This is a genomic window from Chishuiella changwenlii (genome assembly GCF_900142565.1).
Taxonomy (GTDB): Bacteria; Bacteroidota; Bacteroidia; order Flavobacteriales; family Weeksellaceae; genus Empedobacter; species Empedobacter changwenlii.
Genome location: NZ_FRBH01000002.1, coordinates 150,066 through 166,932, shown reverse-complemented (window position 1 = coordinate 166,932; position 16,867 = coordinate 150,066). Strand labels below are relative to the sequence as shown.

The following is a 16,867-nucleotide window of genomic DNA, read 5'->3' as shown; positions in this document are numbered from 1 at the left end:
TAGGTCTAGGCAAATATAATTAATTAAATTCTCTATAATAACTTTTTGTTGATAAAGAAAACATTGCTTTATCTCCTTTTGTATCTCCAAAAGCTAATATTTCATCGTAGAAAGTTAAATCTATCTCTTTTTCTACTCTATTTTTTTTCTCTTGATGGTTACAATTTTTAGAAGCAAACTTCCCTGTAAAAATATTTTTTTCATTAAATTCTGCTTTGGTAGAGATAAGTCCCATACCATAATATTCCGCAAAAGGTTTTATCCAAAAATCAACAGAAGCCGAAACAATAAATTTATCATGATAGTTATTAATAGATTTTATATAATCGTCCGCTTTTGGATGAATTAGCGTTGAAAAATTATGATTAAAATAATTTTGAGCCAATAAATCTATTTCACTAAAAGATAAACCTTTCATAAATTTAGAGATAAACATCTCTTTCACTTTTCCCGCATCTACAAATTTTAATTTAGAACAGAAAAATAAAGGTATAAACAAAAGATAATTAATTTTATAAGTATCAGCAAAAGAAAACTTTAAAAAATCAAATAATGTATCTTTTTTTGTTAATGTTCCATCAAAATCAAATAAATATAATTTTCTATTCATTACATTTTTAATTTCTTAAATATAAACTCTGGAATATTTCGAATAATCATCATTATTCCCCACCATAAAAACGTAACATACACAACATTCTTTTTCTTTTTGTAAGCTTTATATATAATATTTGCAGCTTGATCTGGTTGAGCTGTTAATGGTTTAGGAGTTTCTATATCTGCTGTCATTTGTGTATCCATAAAACCTGGAATAACTGTCATAACATGAATTTTTTTATGATATAGATAGTTTCTTAATCCTGCCAAATAAGCTGTAAAACCTGCTTTAGCAGAACCATAAATAAAATTACTTTGTCTTCCTCTTTCACCTGCAACAGAAGATAATCCGATAATTGTTCCTTTTCCTTTAGCTTCAAATTTTTGAGCAAAATAATTCATCAAAACAATTAATTTTGAATAATTTACTTCTACAATTTTCTGTGTATTCCAATCATCATACAAACCTTCGTCTGTATTTTTACCTAAAACACCTGCAGCACAAAAAAGTAAGTCAGAATCAATATGGTTTAGTTGATCAAAATTATTTTCTTGGGTTAAATCAAAATTAATAACTTCTGATTGTTGTCCATATTTAGCAAAAAAATGTTGAGCTAATTTTTTTGTTTTATTTTCGTTAGAAGTTAACAAATAAACCATAGGAAAACGTTCTCCTTCTTTTAATATTTTTTCGACGAAAGCAACTGCTACATCAGAATTAGATCCTATTATTATCATTATTTTTTAAATCTATTGATACGTTCATTTTGGATAGATTCAAATTTAGTTGAATCTATATTTTGTAAATAATTGGTTAATGCAGGATTTGACATAGCATCTTTTGTTCTATAAATACGTCCTCCATATTGCATAACAACCTCATCCAATTGTTTAATTAATTTCTCTAATTTATCATTTACTTTAAAATCTAAAGCGAGTGTATAACCTTTCATCGGAAAAGAATTATAAGCTTGTGGATTGTTGTCTCCAAATAACTTTAAAACAACTAGAAAAGAACCATTACCACTTGATGCAATTTTTTCTAAAATCTTACGCATTCCTTCTTTACCATGTTCTTTTGGAATAACGAATTGATATTGTATAAATCCATTTTTACCATAAATTCTATTCCAATTATGTACAGCATCTAATGGATAGAAAAATGTTTCATAATCTACATAGTTTTTTAGATGTTTTTTTCCTTGTTTATTAAAATACAACCAATTAAATATTTTAATTGATAATGTATTTAATGCAAAATTTGGGAAGAAAAATGGAATATTTAAGTTTAATTTCTTTTTTACTTGTAATGGATTTTTCTTTAATTTTTCAGGTAATTCATTAAATGTAGCATGCTCTCCTCGTAACATGATTGATTTTCCTAAATTATCTCCTTTCTGTAAACAGTCCAACCACGCAACATTATACGTCCATGATTCAGAAGACTCAAATAAATCAAAAATTTCATCTAAATTTTTTGCTTGAATGGCTTCATTTCGAATGTAAGCTGTTTCTATTTTTTTAAGCATAAAACGAGCAGAAAGAATAATTCCTGTTAATCCCATTCCTCCTACAGTAGACCAAAATAAATTTACATTTTCATTTCGAGAACAACGAATCACATCTCCTGTTTCTATCATTAAATCAAAATGAATTAAATGATCAGAAAAACATCCATCAATGTGATGATTTTTACCATGAATATCAGAAGAAATTGCACCACCAACCGTTATAAATTTTGTTCCTGGTGTTACAGCAATAAAAAAACCAGCAGGAATAGAGGTTTCTAACACTTCATCTAATCTTACACCAGATTCAACTTCTATAATCCCGTTTTCTCTATCAAAATCTAAAAATTTATTCCATTTTGATGTTGAGATAATTGTATTTTGTAAACAAGCATCTCCATAACATCTACCGTTTCCTCTTGCAATAATTTCACTATGAGATAAAACTGCTTCTTGAAATTCTAATATCGTAGTTGGCGAAATTACATTCGCTTTTATAGTAGGATAAAGTCCCCAATTAGTAACTGAGGTTAATTTTTTATTTTCCATTATTTAAAATAAATCAACAATAAATAACTTGCACCCCACAAAAGAATTAATATTTGTAAAAATAAATCTTTAAAGATTAATTTTGTTGGAGATTCAGTCTTAAAATAAACAAATGTTTGTTGTAAATAACGCATAAGAGCTGCAAAAACAAAAACAAATGTGTAAATAATATAGTGATGAAATTTTAACTGTGTTTCTGGTGAAAGGATAAACATTAAGTAACAAATCACTGCAACTGTACATGTTATGACTAATGCTGAGTTAAGAAAATTGACATTATAACCATCTAAAGATTTTCTTGTCACTCCTTCTAATTCAGAATTTACTAATTCTCCTCTTCGTTTTCCTAATGCTAAAATTAAAGCAAGGTCAAAAACCAAGAGAATAGTCCAATCTGTTACAACAATTCCTGTCATATATCCCCCAACCATTACTCTTAACAGAAAACCAAATGCAATAATCATTACATCTAATATTGCGATTTGTTTTAATTTGAAAGAGTAAGCCAAATTCATCAAAAAATAAACTCCAACAATTATTCCTACTTTGAAATTTCCAAATAGAAATATTAATATAGTTGTAATTACAACTAATGCAAAAAATAATATTAGTGCATTATTTTTTGTTATTACTCCACTTGCTAATGGTCGATTTTTCTTTTCTGGATGTTTTTGATCTTTTTTAATATCAACATAATCATTGATAATATAAATACTACTTGCTACAAATGAAAATATTAGAAACCCGAAAAAGGATTCTATTAATAAATTGGTATTAAAAAAATTACCTGAGAAAAATATGGGAATAAAAACAAAAAAGTTTTTTACCCATTGACTAACACGTATTAATTTTAGATAGTGTTTCATGTAGGTTAATTATTCATTTGGTTAGTTAGTGAAAACAAAAATACAATAATGATTGATATTAGAACTAAGGAGAAATTAAAAACTCGTAAAATAATTATTAAATTTGTAGAAAATTAATAATCAATGTTCAAAATAGGAACAAAAGTAAAAGTCATCGACGATCAGATTGCTGGTAAAATAACAAAACTAAAAGGTGATTTTGTTTATTTTAATGATGATTTTGGTTTCGAATATGAATATCATATTGATGAACTAATAAAAGATATTGACATTGATTATGATGAATATCGTGATGAAGAAATTAAAGAATTTTCTAAACCAAAATTCAAAACGTTTCGTAAATCTCATAGACATCCCTATTTAACAAGAGAGATTGATTTACACATTGAAAACTTAGTTGATAATTGGCGAGATATGGATAATGCAGAAATTATTCAGACCCAATTAGATGTTGCTCGTAATGAAATTGAACGTGCAATGTTTGAAAGCCAAGTAAGATTAATTCTAATCCATGGATATGGAAAAGGTGTATTAAAAAAAGAATTAACAGAATTGTTATACCGCTACACAAATTTAGAATTCTATGACGCATCCTTCAAAGAATATCACGGAGACGCCATAGAAGTAAAATATACTTAAGCTTAGAAATTTTTAATCCAAGCCATTAAATCAAAATAATTTTGAGGAATAATACCGTGTCCACTTCTGTACTCATGGTATTCGAATTTAATATTCAGAGAATTTAAAAACTCCTCTCCCATTTTTCCTAAATCTATTGGTAACACTACGTCTTCTGTTCCATGTGAAATAAAAAAGTTAAGATGAGAGAAATCTGCATTTTGATTAAAATCTGCAATAATTTTAGACTCTGGATAACCACTTAAAATAGCTACATTTTTTATTTTTTCAGGATAGTTTAATGAAATTGCATAACTTAAAATTGCACCTTGACTAAATCCCATTAATGTTACATTATCTGCATCTAAATTTTCTTGAGCGATAATAGCATCTATAAATTTTACTAATTTATCTCTAGATTCTATTGCTTGTTCTACATCTGTCCATTTTTCATTATCAACAAAATTAATATCATACCATGCAAAACCTCCAAACTGTGTATTATGCAATGCTCTTACACTTATTATATGTGCATTTTCTGGTAAATCATTAGCGAAAGAAAATAAATCTTCCTCGTTACTTCCATAACCATGTATTAATACAAACAAAGGAGTTTTCTCTGTTTTTACAACTGGTTTTCTTTCGATATATTGAATAGCATTTAATTCTTTCATTACTTAATTTTTGATAAAACTACAACCAAATAACCTCATCAAAAAATTGTTATTCGATTTTTATATTTTAAATATTACAAGCTCTTTAATTAAAAAATAAAAAATGCCAATAAACAAAAAGTTTATTGGCATTTTTTTTCTAAAATATATTTTTAATCAATTTTTAAATGACCCCAATTCTCTCCAGATTTTATACGGTATAATTGCATTTCACTTATACCAAATTGTTTTGCTATTAATTTTAATCTTGTTTTACGATTCGGATTAGCTATCATTTTTTTTATTCTAATAACATCCGTTGTTGTCAATTTTGTACCATCCATTTTTTGTCTGGTTTCTCTCGACTTTTTCTTTCCTTCTTCGTACAATGGACTACTCATAAAATGATCTCTAAATTCATCTTTTGTTGCCCATTTTAAGTTGTCTACATGATCATAATCTTTTACATGGTTAACATGCAATAAATAAGTCTGATCTTCTGTAGGTGGAGGTAAAAATTGTTCTGCAACTAAATGATAAATCAAGTTTTGAGAATATTTTTTTTCTCCATTTTCGTCTCTGTAACTATAACGTAAAATTCTATATCCATTAACGTAACTTCCTTTTAATAATTTTCCATTTTCTTCTATGCAACTTGTAAAGCTAACTAAGTTTCCAAAGTTAGATATCGCATAGTTATTACGTAAATCTCCTTTTAAATTTATTCGTCTATACTCTTCTCCAACAAGTATTTTTACCATAATTCAATTTTTTATTAGTGTTTAGATTCAATAAATATAATATTTTAAAGAAGTAATTTAAACATCAAAAATGTTAATTTTATAAAAGAATCCCTCTAAACATCAGCCTTTTTTTCTGCATAACTATTATTCTAAAACAAAAAAACAACACTAAACTTCTTAGTAATTCGGCGCTAATTTATACCAAAAAACATTAGATGAATAATGTAAAACTAACTTTTGCTTATTTTTTTTTTCTACTTTTGAATGAACGAAACTAAACAATTGAAATGACCCCTTTAATCAGCTTTTTTACACCCACTTATAACAGAGCACATACTTTACACAGAGTTTATGAAGCTTTAAACAAACAAACTTTTAGAGATTTTGAATGGATTATTATTGATGACGGATCAACAGATAATACAAAAGAAGTTGTAGATCGTTTTATTGAAAACTCAGATTTTAATATTAGATATTATAAGCAAGAAAATAATCACAAATTTGTAACTGTTTTTAAAGGTGTTGAATTAGCAAAAGGGAAATTTTTTATTTTAGGTGATTCTGATGATTCTTTTGATGATGATTCTTTTGAAAAGCTACTAAATTATTGGAATACCGCACCAAAAAATACTGCCTTTGTTTCTGTACTAGCTAAAGATGAAAATGGACACATTGATGGTCATAAATTTCCAGATTCAGGTATGTCAATGAGTATCTTCGATATGAGGTATAAATACCAATTAAAAGGCGATAAATGGGGATTATCAACAACAGAAATTTATAAAAAAATCCCTGTAGATTTAGAAAAATACAAACACAAAGGTTTTATACCTGAAGGTGTTTATCAGTATTATTTTGATACTATTGGTAATCATTATTGTATAAATGATCCTTTAAGAAATTATATACGAGATGATGGTGATTCAATTTCTTTGTCTAATACCTATTATTCCGATCAAAATGCCTTTGGTTTAGCAGAAAATTTTAAAACGTTTCTTAATGTTTACGCTAATAAAAAATGGCAGTATCCAAAAGTACTTTTTAGAAATTTAATAGGTTATCTTATTTTTTCATCAAAATATAACAAACCTTATCAAGAAACTATAAAAGATATTCATAACTTTACTTTAAGGTCTTTTGCTAGAGTAATTTATTTAGCAAAACCATTTTTAAAAAATGTAAAAGCATAGCATTCATAAAAATAAGTATCTATCGTATGTCAAAGCCTAAAAAGAATTCATCTTTCATAGAAAAAATAGAACCTAGCTTTGTACTTGTAGATATTATTATGATGGGATTTATGTCTTATCAATACTTCAGTGTGTGGTTTTCTCCTCATTTAGTAGATCCAAATAGAATTTTCCAAATGGCAGGTTTAATGGGATTTGAATTTATTATGATACACTCTGGAGTTTTTATGGCGGTTATGCCACGCAAAATCTCTTTGCTTATCTTTGTGCCTGCTTACGGATTATTTGCTTGGGCATTTAATAGTATTATTGGAGGAGATAACATTGTTGCATACATTTATCTTATAGCCGTTTTTAATCGTATGAGATTCGCATTTTTTAATGTGAATGACGACCTAAGATCTCAACAAATATTACGCTCTGCTTATGCTGCAATTACCTATTTCTTTTTACTAATTGGTGTTGCTATTGGTTCTTCGATTGTTCCTGAATTTGGTTTAAACGACGAAAACTTGACAAGAATTGGTTATGATGAAGCCAAAACACATGGTGGAATTTTCTTAGACGAACCACAAACAGCTATTTGTTTAGGTGCTATTTATTATTTTGCTTTGGCTCTATATGGGCTTCCGGCTAGTTGGTTTTGGAAAACAATTCCAAAAGTTTAACTATTATTTTCTAAAAACCTTCAAATACTCCTAATCCGAATAATGCAAAATCATATTTTACTGGATCATTGGGATCTAATTCTCTCAACTTAGTATCTAATTCTTTTAATGCTTTTGCATCATTTTGTTTACGAGTAAGTATACCAAGTTTTCGAGCTACATTACCAGAATGTACATCTAAAGGACAAGAAAGAATTGAGGTTGGAACAGAATCCCAAATACCTAAGTCTACTCCATTATTATCATGTCTACAAAACCAACGAAGCATCATATTTATTCTTTTAGCCGCAGAATTATTTAACGGATCAGATACATGTTTTGTCGTTCGTTGTAAATGTTCTAATTCGAAAAATACTTTTTTAAACTCTGATATTGCTCCTTGAATAGAATCAACTGCTTGATGTTTTGCAAAAACAGCTTCTAATCCTCCATGATTTTTATAAATATTTCGGAGTGATGTCATAAAGTATTTTAAATCTTCGGCATTAAATGTTCTATGAACAAAGCCATCTAATTTATTTAAATGATTAGAAGAAAAATTCATAATGAAATCATAGGGAGAATCCCCCATTAATTGCATCATTTTATTCGAATTATTAATAATCATCTTACGATTACCCCACGCAATAGTAGCAGCTAAGAAACCTGCGATTTCTTTATCTTCTTTTAAACTATATCTATGCGGGATTTGGACAGGGTCACTATCAATAAATTCTAATGTATTGTATTGTGTATACTTTTCGTCTAAAAAAGCCTTCAGTTCTTGTTTATTCATTACAAATCTGTTACAAATAAACCATCTGCCATTACCAATTTTCTATCCGTCATATCCGCTAACTCTTCATTATGGGTAACAATAACAAATGTTTGGTCAAACTCATTTCTTAATTTAAAAAATAAGTCGTGTAACTCCTCGGCATTTTTAGAATCTAAGTTTCCTGATGGCTCATCAGCAAAAACAACTTTAGGATTATTTATTAAAGCTCGTGCTACTGCCACACGTTGCTGTTCTCCACCCGAAAGTTGATTTGGTTTATGTGTTAAACGATTAGATAAACCAAGATAAGACATTAATTCTTTTGCTCTTTTTTCTGCCTCTGCTTTCTTCGTTTTCTTAATAAATGCTGGAATACAGATATTTTCTAATGCATTAAACTCTGGTAATAATTGATGAAACTGAAAAATAAAACCAATATTATCATTACGAAATTTAGATAATTCACGATCATTTAACTTTGTAATATCTTGTCCAGCAATAGAAATTTGAGTAGCGTATTTTTTAGGTTCAGTACTTTTTTCTAAAGTTCCTAAAATTTGAAGTAAAGTTGTTTTACCTGCTCCAGAAGCTCCAACAATAGAAACAATCTCCTTTTCTGCTATAGACAAAGAAACGTTTTTCAGAACTTCTAAGTCTTCAAATTTCTTGACAATATTTTGTGCTTTAATCATAATGTAAAGATACAATATTCGATGATGTTATAAACAAGATTTTTCTTGTCTTGATATAATAAATTTACAACTTTATTCATCGAAATAACTCCAAATTTCATCTTTATTATAACTTCTTTAACATCTAGTTTTGTGGCATTAAAAAATTATTTTAATTAATTCTAAATAAAATTAATACATGTTAAGAAATACAATCATCTTATCTGCAATTGGTCTGATATCTATATCTAACTTAAATGCACAAGAAAAAAATGATTCGGTTTCTAAAATAGAAATTGACGAAGTTGTTGTAACAGGAAGTGGTTACCGTCAAAATGTTAAAGATGCACCAGCAACAATATCTGTTATTCCTCAATCTGAAATAAAGAAAAGAGCCTATCGTGATATTACAGATGTTTTACAAGATATACCTGGAGTATTTATTACTGGAGGTGGAGGATCTAGTGATATTTCTATTCGTGGTGCTGATGCTGGATATACATTAATTTTAATTGATGGAAAAAGAGCCAATACGAGAGCTATTCGTCCAAACTCTGACGGTCCAGGTTTAGAACAAGGGTTAATGCCACCAGTAGAAGCAATAGAAAGAATAGAAGTTGTAAAAGGACCTATGTCTACTTTATATGGTTCTGATGCTATGGGAGGAGTTATTAATATTATTACAAAAAAAACTTCTAATACTGGTTAGAGAGGTTCATTAGGTACTGACGCTATGATTACAACTAATTCAGATGCAGGAAACACTTATCAAGTTAATGCAAACGTTTCTGGTTCTTTAATTAAAAATGTGTTAGGACTTAAACTTAATGGATTATATTCTCATCGTGACGAAGATAAAATTATTAGTGGGTTCCCAGAAAGAACAATCAAAAGTATTGGTGGACAATTAAGTTATAACCCAAATGATAATAATACCATTACTGCAGACTTTAATTACAATAGACAAGAAAGGTATTCTAGAATAGGAAAATCTCTTGCTGCTGGAGGTAGAAGTACTACAAGTTTTGATGATTATGATCGTATCAATTATGCTTTAGGTCATCAAGGTAAATATGGAAAATTAAGATTAAACAATACTTTGCAACACGATAAGAGTGATAATTTTTCTCGTGGAATGAGATATCAAACAACAATTTTAAATTCAATTAATACTTACGATTTCAAGAAACACGTTCTTTCTTTTGGTGGTGAATTTAGAAATGAGAAATTAAATGACCCTGAAAATCAATTCGAAAATAACGGTGTTATACAAAGTGAAATAAAACGATACAATTGGGCTTTATTTGCTGAAATGAATTGGAAATTAGTTGAAAAATTAAATTTTGTAACAGGGATACGTTATGATAATAATGAAAACTACGGTTCTCACATTGCTCCAAGAGGGTATTTAATTTATTCAATAAACAATAACTTCACTTTAAAAGGAGGTGTTGCAAGTGGATACAAAGCTCCATCACTAAGACAATCTACAGATAATTGGGGATCTATAACAGGTGGTGCAAATGCTCCAGTTCCAGGAGTTATTCTTGGAGATTCTAGCTTAAAACCAGAAAAAAGTTTTAATCAAGAATTAACTGTTATGTTCGAAAATGATAAAAAAACATTTAGCGCAAGTGTTACAGCATATAACACCAACTTTCAAGACAAAATTACAGAAGTTAGATTGTGTGACAATTGCGAATACAATGGAAAAGATTATTTATTCGTTTCTCGACAATCAAATGTAGATAAATCTGTAATTCATGGTTTAGAAACCAATCTTACATTGAGATTTACAAAAGATATAAACCTTAAAGCAAATTACACATTTACAGAATCTGAAGTAAAGTCAGGTGATTTAAAAGGTAAATCTTTATCTCGTTTACCAAAACATATGGCAAATACTATTTTAGAATGGAAAGCGACAAAGGATTTAGATTTCTGGTCTAGATATAATTTCAGAAGTAAATCTCTTCCTGGAATTTCGAGAGGGAATGCTGCAACAACAACCATTGCAGATTATTCATTAGTTGACTTAGGAGGAATATACAAATTCACAAATAACTTTCAATTTAACCTAGGAGTATATAACATTTTTAATAGACAAGTTTACAATAGTACTGGAGCATCGGAATTCCGCATAGATGGAACAAGATACCAAGTTGGTGCTACATTTAGATTTTAATCTAAGAATTTTTTTTTAAACCTTTCTAAGCTGTTTCTTCGGAAACAGCTTTTTTATTTATTACGAATTATTTTACCAGGTGTATAGCCATAGTACTTTTTAAAAGCAGCAGAAAAGTTTGTTGCATCATTATAACCTAGCATATATGCTACTTCGTTTACATTTAAATCTTGTTTTAAAAGAAGAAGTTTAGCTTTTTCCATTCTCTTTTGTGTTGTATATAAATAAACTGTGTTATTATATAACTCTTTAAATCCTTTTTTTAAATGGTAATCATTTATACCAACTTCCTTTGCTAAATTTAAAATAGAATATGGCGCAGCTAAATTTGTATCAATTAATTCTTTAGCTTCAACAATTTTTTTCTCTAAATTATTAGGGATTCTAGTTACGTTTGTCTTCTTTAAATTACTAAACTGTTCTATTTGTAGAAACATTAATTCATAAATACAATTTTCTATATATAATCTTCTTGCTCCATGAACATGTTGATTTTTTACAATCTCATCTAATAAAACATACATGCGAGGTGTAATTGTAAGATTCTGATTAAACAAAACTGCATTCTTATGTTGTTCTATTGCTTTTAAAAACTTGCGAAATAGTTTGGCATCTAAATACTTTACAAATACATCTGGATACAATGTAATTGTAATTACTTTTTGTCCTTTTCCAGCTTCCCATATACTTCTATAACCATCTTGAGGATTATAAAAAATGTTATGCTGATTGTTTTCAATAGAAATAGGATTTTTTACATCATTTAGATAAAATGTAGATTTTGATGAGACAAAAAACATCATTTCTATAACAGGTTTATTGATTTGAACAAAAAAATCAATTTCTGTTAAAGAATCAATTTCAATTTCGGATACACAAATGTCCGAAAGAGATATAATAAGATTATCATCTTTTACACCATCTGCAAAATTAGTTCGCTTAACTTCACTTACCTCTAAAAATGAAAGTTCATCTGCTGATCCATTTGTTACCGATATTCCTGTTGGAGAAATACTCTCTACTCTTATCTTCATATTTCATCTTTTCATCGAAACTACTCCTTTATTCATCTTTCAGTATACGAATAGAAAAAATAGTTTTGTATTGCAAATTTAATTTATTCTAAATAAAAGAATTAATATTTTATTAATTCTTACACAAAATCGATTTATTTACGCTTTGTCAAGACTATTATATACTTTCCTATTATTATTAATTTTTAGTACAATTTCATTGTTTCTAGGTGCTAAAGACATCTCATTAATTGATATAATAAATAAAGAACCAGCAGAAGTTATGGTATTTGTCGTTAGCAGAATACCAAGAACATTATCTATTATACTATCTGGGATCGGATTAAGTATATCTGGATTAATAATGCAACAAATTACACAAAACAAATTTGTTGCCCCTACAACAGCTGGTACAATAGAAGGAACAAAACTAGGATTATTAATCGGAGTCATCTTAATCCCTTCATCTAGCTTATTAGTTAAATCTGCATTTGCTTTTATTTTCACACTATTAACTACACTTATCTTCTTAAAAATAATAAAGCATATCAAGATTAAAAACATCATTTTCATTCCTTTAATAGGGTTAATGTTTGGTGGAATAATTAATTCTATTTCAACATTTTTTGCAATAAATTTTAATATTGTTCAAAGTATGAATACTTGGATGATGGGAGACTTTTCTTCTGTATTAGAAGGACAATATGAAATGATTTATCTAACAATTCCTCCTCTTATTGCTACATACTTTTACGCTAATAGATTTACTGCTGCAGGAATGGGAGAAGATTTTGCTAAAAATATTGGTCTTAATTACCAAGCTGTAATTACAATTGGAATGATTTTAATTTCTATTACAGTTACCGTAATTACTGTAACTGCTGGTGCAATATCTTTTGTAGGCTTAGTGGTTCCTAATATTATTAGTTTACTATATGGAGATAACACTCAAAAAACCTTACCACTTGTTGCTTTATTTGGAGCTTTACTTTTATTAGTATGTGATACTATTGGAAGAATTATAATCTTTCCATTCGAAATTCCAATTGGATTAACAGCGGGGTGTCTTGGAGGTATAATATTTTTAATCTTATTAATCCGAAAAAGATGACACAACATTCAAAAAAAATACTAGCACTTTGTATTCTTGCATTTCTATCTTTTCTTTTATACTTATTTTTTGGATTAGGTAATAATTGGCAATTCTCATTAGAATTAAGAACAACAAAACTTATTGCCATCTTTATTGTTGCAACTTGTGTTGGTTATTCTTCTGTAAGTTTTCAAACAATTACGAATAATAAAATCCTTACTCCATCTGTAATGGGATTTGAAGCTGTTTACCTATTACTACAAAGTATTCTTGTTTTTATTTTTAGTGATCAAACATTTAAAGTATTAAATAGTTTTCAAAATTTCGGAGTTTCTATTCTGTGTATGATAGGATTTTCTATTCTTATTTACAGTTTAATTTATAAGAAAACGAAAAACAATTTATACTTACTTGTACTAGTTGGTTTGGTATTCGGAATGGTCATGAATTCTTTTAGTTCATTCATTCAATTATTAATAGATCCAAATGACTTTTTTATTCTACAAGGAAAAATGTTTGCTTCTTTTAATAAAATCAATAGAGAGATTTTATGGTATACAATTATCATTATTATACCCACGATTACTTTTGGTTTTAGTCTTAATAAGAAATTAGATATTATTTCTTTAGGAAAAGAAAATGCAATTAGCCTTGGTATTGATTATAATAAAATAGTTCGTTACATATTAATTATAATAGCAATACTTGTAGCATTATCAACTGCATTAATTGGTCCTGTAGGATTTCTTGGACTCTTAACAGCTAATCTATCTTATGTTTTAATGAAAACATATCAACATAAACTATTGCTAGTTGCTAGTTGTTTAATTTCTTTTATTGTCATTGTAATCGGACAATTTGTAATGGAACATTTCTTAAACCTCAAAACACCATTGTCTACAATTATCAATTTTATTGGTGGAATTTATTTTATGGTATTAATTCTAAAATCTAAAAGATTATGATAGAAGTAAAAGATATTTTTAAAAATTTCGGAGAAAAAAATATTTTAAATGGAATTGATTTAAAAATTCCTGAAGGTAAAATTACAGCACTTATAGGTAGTAATGGAGCAGGAAAAAGCACCTTACTTTCAATCATTAGTCGATTATTAAAACAAGACAAAGGTGTTGTTATGGTTAATGAGCAAAATATTGAAAATTATAAAAATAAAATATTAGCTCAAAAATTATCTATTCTAAAGCAGTTTAATAATATAGGTATTAGAATAACTGTAAAAGAACTTGTTTCTTTTGGAAGGTTTCCATATTCCGAAAATAAATTGACTAAAGAAGATCATAAAAAAATTGAAGAAGCTATTCATTTTCTAGACTTAGAGAATATTGCAGATTCCTATTTAGAAGAATTAAGTGGAGGACAAAAGCAAAGAGCTTATTTAGCGATGGTTGTTGCACAAGACACAGAATATATTTTATTAGATGAACCTTTAAACAATCTAGATATGAAACATTCTGTTCAGATGATGAAAATTCTAAGAAAATTGACAGACGAATTGGGTAAAACAATAATAATCGTTTTACATGACATTAATTTTGCTTCGGGATATGCAGACTACATCGTTGCTCTAAAAAATGGTAAAATCAGCTACTTTGATGAAACCAATAATATTATTGATGAAAAAATTCTTTCAGAAATATTCGAGATTCCATTTTGCATCTCAATCACAAACAATAAAAAATTATGTAACTATTATAATATCTATTAAAATGAAAAAAATATCATTATTTATTGCAGTTACGACTGCACTATTATTTGCTTCATGTAAAAATGAACAAAATGGCACTACAAATTCTAATAAAGAAACTGTAACGATTATACATGATCTAGATACAGTTGCAGTACCTATGAATCCACAAAGAATTGTGGTATTAGATTACAGTGAATTAGAAGATCTAGATTATATTGGAGCAAAAGTTGTCGGAATTCCAAAATCTGGTATACCATCTCATTTAAAAAAATATGAAGAAGATTCCTCTATAGAAGATCTTGGAAATGTTGTAGAAATAAACATCGAAAAAATTAATGAACTACAACCAGATTTAATTATTATAGGAGGTCGTCTAAAGGAATCTTACCCTCAACTTTCTAAGATTGCTCCTACAATTTTAACTCACTGGGATTCTAAAGACCATTTAAAAGCTTTAAAGAAAAACTTAGATGATTTAGGTGAAATTTTCAATAAAAAAGAAGAGTTAAACAAAGCTTATAATGAAATTACTACGAAAGCAAATAGAATAAAAGCTGAAGCAGAAAAAAGCGATAAAAAAGCATTAGTAGTTATGCATAATAAAGGAAAAATGAGTGCTTATGGAAGTGGTTCTCGATTTGGATTAATTCATGATGCTTTAGGAGTTAAAGAAGCTGTATCTAATTTAGGAGTCCATCTTCATGGTTCTAGTGTTTCTAATGAATTTGTGATGGAGAAAAACCCTGATATACTTTTTGTTGTTGATAGAAGCGATGCTATTGGTGACAAAGGATTAAACAAGAATGACTTCGAAAATCCTTTAATAAAAAGTACAAACGCTTATAAAAACGGTAAAATAGTTTACTTAAATTCTTCTATTTGGTATTTATCTGGAGGAGGAATAACATCTATCAACATGATGATGGATGAAATTGAAAACGCAATAAAATAATTTTATCTTTCTAAAAGAGTGGTAAATATGTGTTTTAATTTTTAAATTTAATCTTATTTCAACCTATCCTTATATCCATTTTTTTGAAAGAAAATTAGATATCAAAACAATTTTAGGTGTTATAGTCATTATAAGTAACACCTAAATTCTTATTATTTAAATACTATAATTTTATGCCAGCAAAAGGATCAATAGAGGCTACAGTTATAAAAAAAGAATTTATAACTCCTCACTATATTAGAGTTCATCTTACTTCGGATGATATTCAGCAATTTGCAAATACAACAATTGGAGACAATAATAAAATATTAGTTCCACCAGAAGGATTAAATGAAATTCATTTCCCTGAATATGATTATGATAATAATCAATGGATTCATCCACCAAAAGAAGTAGCGCCATCAATTAGAACATATACTCATAAAGGAATTGACTTAGAAAAAAATGAGTTAATTATAGATTTTGTGAATCATGGAGAAAGTGGACCAGCTTCAAAATGGGCAATAAATGCAGAAAAAGGAAGTAAACTAGGTGTAATGATGAGAACAGAACCTACAGAACTTTTTCCAGATGTAGATTGGTATTTATTGGTTGGTGATGCTACTGCAATTCCTGTTATTAGTGCCATTCTAGAAACTTTACCTCAACATGCAAATGGCTACTGTTTTTTAGAAGTTCATGGGAAAGATGATGAACAAATTTTAAAAAATAATTCTAATGTAGAAGTAATTTGGGTACATAATACTACACCAGAAAATGGAAGTGATTTATTTAACACAGTAAAAAATATTGAACTACCTTCTGATAATAAATTTGGTTATGTAGCAGCTGAATTCTCTACCATTAAAGAGATTAGAACATATTTACGTAAAGAGAAATTATGGACCAACAAAGAGCTTTACGCCTATTCTTATTGGAAATCTGGTGTTGCTGAAGATAAATCTCAAGCTGATAGACAAAAAGAAAAGAATTCTTAAAATTAGTTTAATCTAAAAAAAATAAATTTTAATTGTAATATTTTTTGTTACAATTAAAATTTATTCTACATTTGCTTCAACAAATAAGTAATATTTTTTTAATATATTTTGTAACAATT

At 27.9% G+C, this 16,867-nt stretch carries 19 protein-coding genes; 10 read left to right on the top strand and 9 right to left on the bottom strand.

Translation table 11 applies throughout. The features are described from left to right. Positions 1-19 precede the first annotated feature (19 nt). Genes BUA86_RS02465 through BUA86_RS02450 form a run of 4 tightly spaced genes read right to left on the bottom strand, consistent with a single transcriptional unit; the run spans position 20 to position 3,520 of the window. The gene (locus BUA86_RS02465; protein ID WP_072929534.1) at positions 20-610 is read right to left on the bottom strand and encodes an HAD-IB family hydrolase; all 591 of its coding nucleotides are present in this window, start codon (positions 608-610) and stop codon (positions 20-22) included. Continuing rightward, complete coding sequence (locus BUA86_RS02460) at positions 610-1,335, bottom strand: SDR family NAD(P)-dependent oxidoreductase (protein WP_072929532.1); 726 nt, start codon at positions 1,333-1,335, stop codon at positions 610-612. The genes BUA86_RS02465 and BUA86_RS02460 overlap by 1 nt, the downstream gene beginning before the upstream one ends. Continuing rightward, entirely contained in the window at positions 1,335-2,654 is a 1,320-nt protein-coding gene (locus BUA86_RS02455; protein ID WP_072929530.1) for an FAD-binding oxidoreductase, read from the bottom strand. Before BUA86_RS02455 ends, BUA86_RS02460 begins: the two co-directional genes overlap by 1 nt. Next, a complete protein-coding gene (locus BUA86_RS02450; RefSeq protein WP_072929529.1) occupies positions 2,654-3,520 on the bottom strand; it encodes a UbiA prenyltransferase family protein in 867 nt (288 codons plus the stop codon). Before BUA86_RS02450 ends, BUA86_RS02455 begins: the two co-directional genes overlap by 1 nt. A gap of 123 nt (positions 3,521-3,643) precedes the next feature. Between BUA86_RS02450 and BUA86_RS02445 the strand changes: the two genes are divergently transcribed. Then, positions 3,644-4,159 (top strand): Smr/MutS family protein, encoded by a 516-nt coding sequence (locus tag BUA86_RS02445; RefSeq protein ID WP_072929527.1) that lies wholly within the window; start codon positions 3,644-3,646, stop codon positions 4,157-4,159. 2 nt (positions 4,160-4,161) lie between these two features. Here BUA86_RS02445 and BUA86_RS02440 read toward each other — a convergent pair whose 3' ends face one another. Both BUA86_RS02440 and BUA86_RS02435 read right to left on the bottom strand, forming a co-directional pair. After that, positions 4,162-4,812, bottom strand: a complete 651-nt coding sequence (locus BUA86_RS02440) for an alpha/beta hydrolase (RefSeq protein WP_072929525.1) — start codon at positions 4,810-4,812, stop codon at positions 4,162-4,164. A 152-nt stretch (positions 4,813-4,964) separates the two neighbouring features. Further along, positions 4,965-5,552 (bottom strand): helix-turn-helix domain-containing protein, encoded by a 588-nt coding sequence (locus BUA86_RS02435; protein ID WP_072929523.1) that lies wholly within the window; start codon positions 5,550-5,552, stop codon positions 4,965-4,967. A gap of 269 nt (positions 5,553-5,821) precedes the next feature. Here BUA86_RS02435 and BUA86_RS02430 point away from each other — a divergent pair, with 269 nt between their 5' ends. Together BUA86_RS02430 and BUA86_RS02425 are read left to right on the top strand one after the other, a co-directional pair. After that, positions 5,822-6,724 carry a glycosyltransferase family A protein gene (locus BUA86_RS02430; RefSeq protein WP_072929521.1) on the top strand — a complete coding sequence of 301 codons (903 nt, stop codon included), beginning with the start codon at positions 5,822-5,824 and terminating at the stop codon, positions 6,722-6,724. A 26-nt stretch (positions 6,725-6,750) separates the two neighbouring features. Further along, positions 6,751-7,392 (top strand): hypothetical protein, encoded by a 642-nt coding sequence (locus tag BUA86_RS02425; RefSeq protein ID WP_072929519.1) that lies wholly within the window; start codon positions 6,751-6,753, stop codon positions 7,390-7,392. Between the two features lie 10 nt (positions 7,393-7,402). On the opposite strand, the gene BUA86_RS02420 is transcribed toward BUA86_RS02425, so the two are convergent. Next, positions 7,403-8,167 carry a TIGR02757 family protein gene (locus tag BUA86_RS02420; protein ID WP_072929517.1) on the bottom strand — a complete coding sequence of 255 codons (765 nt, stop codon included), beginning with the start codon at positions 8,165-8,167 and terminating at the stop codon, positions 7,403-7,405. Continuing rightward, positions 8,167-8,841, bottom strand: a complete 675-nt coding sequence (locus BUA86_RS02415; protein WP_072929515.1) for an ABC transporter ATP-binding protein — start codon at positions 8,839-8,841, stop codon at positions 8,167-8,169. Before BUA86_RS02415 ends, BUA86_RS02420 begins: the two co-directional genes overlap by 1 nt. A gap of 178 nt (positions 8,842-9,019) precedes the next feature. Here BUA86_RS02415 and BUA86_RS16235 point away from each other — a divergent pair, with 178 nt between their 5' ends. Both BUA86_RS16235 and BUA86_RS02410 read left to right on the top strand, forming a co-directional pair. After that, positions 9,020-9,529 (top strand): TonB-dependent receptor plug domain-containing protein, encoded by a 510-nt coding sequence (locus BUA86_RS16235; protein WP_229731933.1) that lies wholly within the window; start codon positions 9,020-9,022, stop codon positions 9,527-9,529. 24 nt (positions 9,530-9,553) lie between these two features. Beyond that, the gene (locus BUA86_RS02410) at positions 9,554-11,005 is read left to right on the top strand and encodes a TonB-dependent receptor domain-containing protein (protein ID WP_229731930.1); all 1,452 of its coding nucleotides are present in this window, start codon (positions 9,554-9,556) and stop codon (positions 11,003-11,005) included. A 53-nt stretch (positions 11,006-11,058) separates the two neighbouring features. Here the strand turns inward: BUA86_RS02410 and BUA86_RS02405 are convergent, their stop codons facing one another. Then, on the bottom strand, positions 11,059-12,039 hold the full coding sequence (locus tag BUA86_RS02405) for a helix-turn-helix transcriptional regulator (RefSeq protein ID WP_072929513.1): 981 nt from the start codon (positions 12,037-12,039) through the stop codon (positions 11,059-11,061). Positions 12,040-12,184: 145 nt separating this feature from the next. Here BUA86_RS02405 and BUA86_RS02400 point away from each other — a divergent pair, with 145 nt between their 5' ends. The 5 genes from BUA86_RS02400 to BUA86_RS02380 all read left to right on the top strand — a co-directional run bounded on the left by BUA86_RS02400 (position 12,185) and on the right by BUA86_RS02380 (position 16,748). Further along, a complete protein-coding gene (locus BUA86_RS02400) occupies positions 12,185-13,129 on the top strand; it encodes an ABC transporter permease (protein ID WP_072929511.1) in 945 nt (314 codons plus the stop codon). Then, entirely contained in the window at positions 13,126-14,076 is a 951-nt protein-coding gene (locus BUA86_RS02395; protein WP_072929509.1) for an iron chelate uptake ABC transporter family permease subunit, read from the top strand. The genes BUA86_RS02400 and BUA86_RS02395 overlap by 4 nt, the downstream gene beginning before the upstream one ends. Beyond that, positions 14,073-14,837 (top strand): iron ABC transporter ATP-binding protein, encoded by a 765-nt coding sequence (locus BUA86_RS02390; RefSeq protein WP_072929507.1) that lies wholly within the window; start codon positions 14,073-14,075, stop codon positions 14,835-14,837. Before BUA86_RS02395 ends, BUA86_RS02390 begins: the two co-directional genes overlap by 4 nt. Before the next feature lies 1 nt (position 14,838). After that, positions 14,839-15,771, top strand: a complete 933-nt coding sequence (locus BUA86_RS02385) for a siderophore ABC transporter substrate-binding protein (protein WP_072929833.1) — start codon at positions 14,839-14,841, stop codon at positions 15,769-15,771. A 173-nt stretch (positions 15,772-15,944) separates the two neighbouring features. Continuing rightward, on the top strand, positions 15,945-16,748 hold the full coding sequence (locus BUA86_RS02380) for a siderophore-interacting protein (RefSeq protein ID WP_072929505.1): 804 nt from the start codon (positions 15,945-15,947) through the stop codon (positions 16,746-16,748). Positions 16,749-16,867 lie beyond the last annotated feature (119 nt).

What these genes read in the sequence shown, in the direction of transcription:
- BUA86_RS02465 (WP_072929534.1), bottom strand. Translation starts at nt 610, where the DNA reads ATGAATAGAAAATTATATTTATTTGATTTTGATGGAACATTAACAAAA.
- BUA86_RS02460 (WP_072929532.1), bottom strand. Translation starts at nt 1,335, where the DNA reads ATGATAATAATAGGATCTAATTCTGATGTAGCAGTTGCTTTCGTCGAA.
- BUA86_RS02455 (WP_072929530.1), bottom strand. Translation starts at nt 2,654, where the DNA reads ATGGAAAATAAAAAATTAACCTCAGTTACTAATTGGGGACTTTATCCT.
- BUA86_RS02450 (WP_072929529.1), bottom strand. Translation starts at nt 3,520, where the DNA reads ATGAAACACTATCTAAAATTAATACGTGTTAGTCAATGGGTAAAAAAC.
- BUA86_RS02445 (WP_072929527.1), top strand. Translation starts at nt 3,644, where the DNA reads ATGTTCAAAATAGGAACAAAAGTAAAAGTCATCGACGATCAGATTGCT.
- BUA86_RS02440 (WP_072929525.1), bottom strand. Translation starts at nt 4,812, where the DNA reads ATGAAAGAATTAAATGCTATTCAATATATCGAAAGAAAACCAGTTGTA.
- BUA86_RS02435 (WP_072929523.1), bottom strand. Translation starts at nt 5,552, where the DNA reads ATGGTAAAAATACTTGTTGGAGAAGAGTATAGACGAATAAATTTAAAA.
- BUA86_RS02430 (WP_072929521.1), top strand. Translation starts at nt 5,822, where the DNA reads ATGACCCCTTTAATCAGCTTTTTTACACCCACTTATAACAGAGCACAT.
- BUA86_RS02425 (WP_072929519.1), top strand. Translation starts at nt 6,751, where the DNA reads ATGTCAAAGCCTAAAAAGAATTCATCTTTCATAGAAAAAATAGAACCT.
- BUA86_RS02420 (WP_072929517.1), bottom strand. Translation starts at nt 8,167, where the DNA reads ATGAATAAACAAGAACTGAAGGCTTTTTTAGACGAAAAGTATACACAA.
- BUA86_RS02415 (WP_072929515.1), bottom strand. Translation starts at nt 8,841, where the DNA reads ATGATTAAAGCACAAAATATTGTCAAGAAATTTGAAGACTTAGAAGTT.
- BUA86_RS16235 (WP_229731933.1), top strand. Translation starts at nt 9,020, where the DNA reads ATGTTAAGAAATACAATCATCTTATCTGCAATTGGTCTGATATCTATA.
- BUA86_RS02410 (WP_229731930.1), top strand. Translation starts at nt 9,554, where the DNA reads ATGATTACAACTAATTCAGATGCAGGAAACACTTATCAAGTTAATGCA.
- BUA86_RS02405 (WP_072929513.1), bottom strand. Translation starts at nt 12,039, where the DNA reads ATGAAGATAAGAGTAGAGAGTATTTCTCCAACAGGAATATCGGTAACA.
- BUA86_RS02395 (WP_072929509.1), top strand. Translation starts at nt 13,126, where the DNA reads ATGACACAACATTCAAAAAAAATACTAGCACTTTGTATTCTTGCATTT.
- BUA86_RS02390 (WP_072929507.1), top strand. Translation starts at nt 14,073, where the DNA reads ATGATAGAAGTAAAAGATATTTTTAAAAATTTCGGAGAAAAAAATATT.
- BUA86_RS02385 (WP_072929833.1), top strand. Translation starts at nt 14,839, where the DNA reads ATGAAAAAAATATCATTATTTATTGCAGTTACGACTGCACTATTATTT.
- BUA86_RS02380 (WP_072929505.1), top strand. Translation starts at nt 15,945, where the DNA reads ATGCCAGCAAAAGGATCAATAGAGGCTACAGTTATAAAAAAAGAATTT.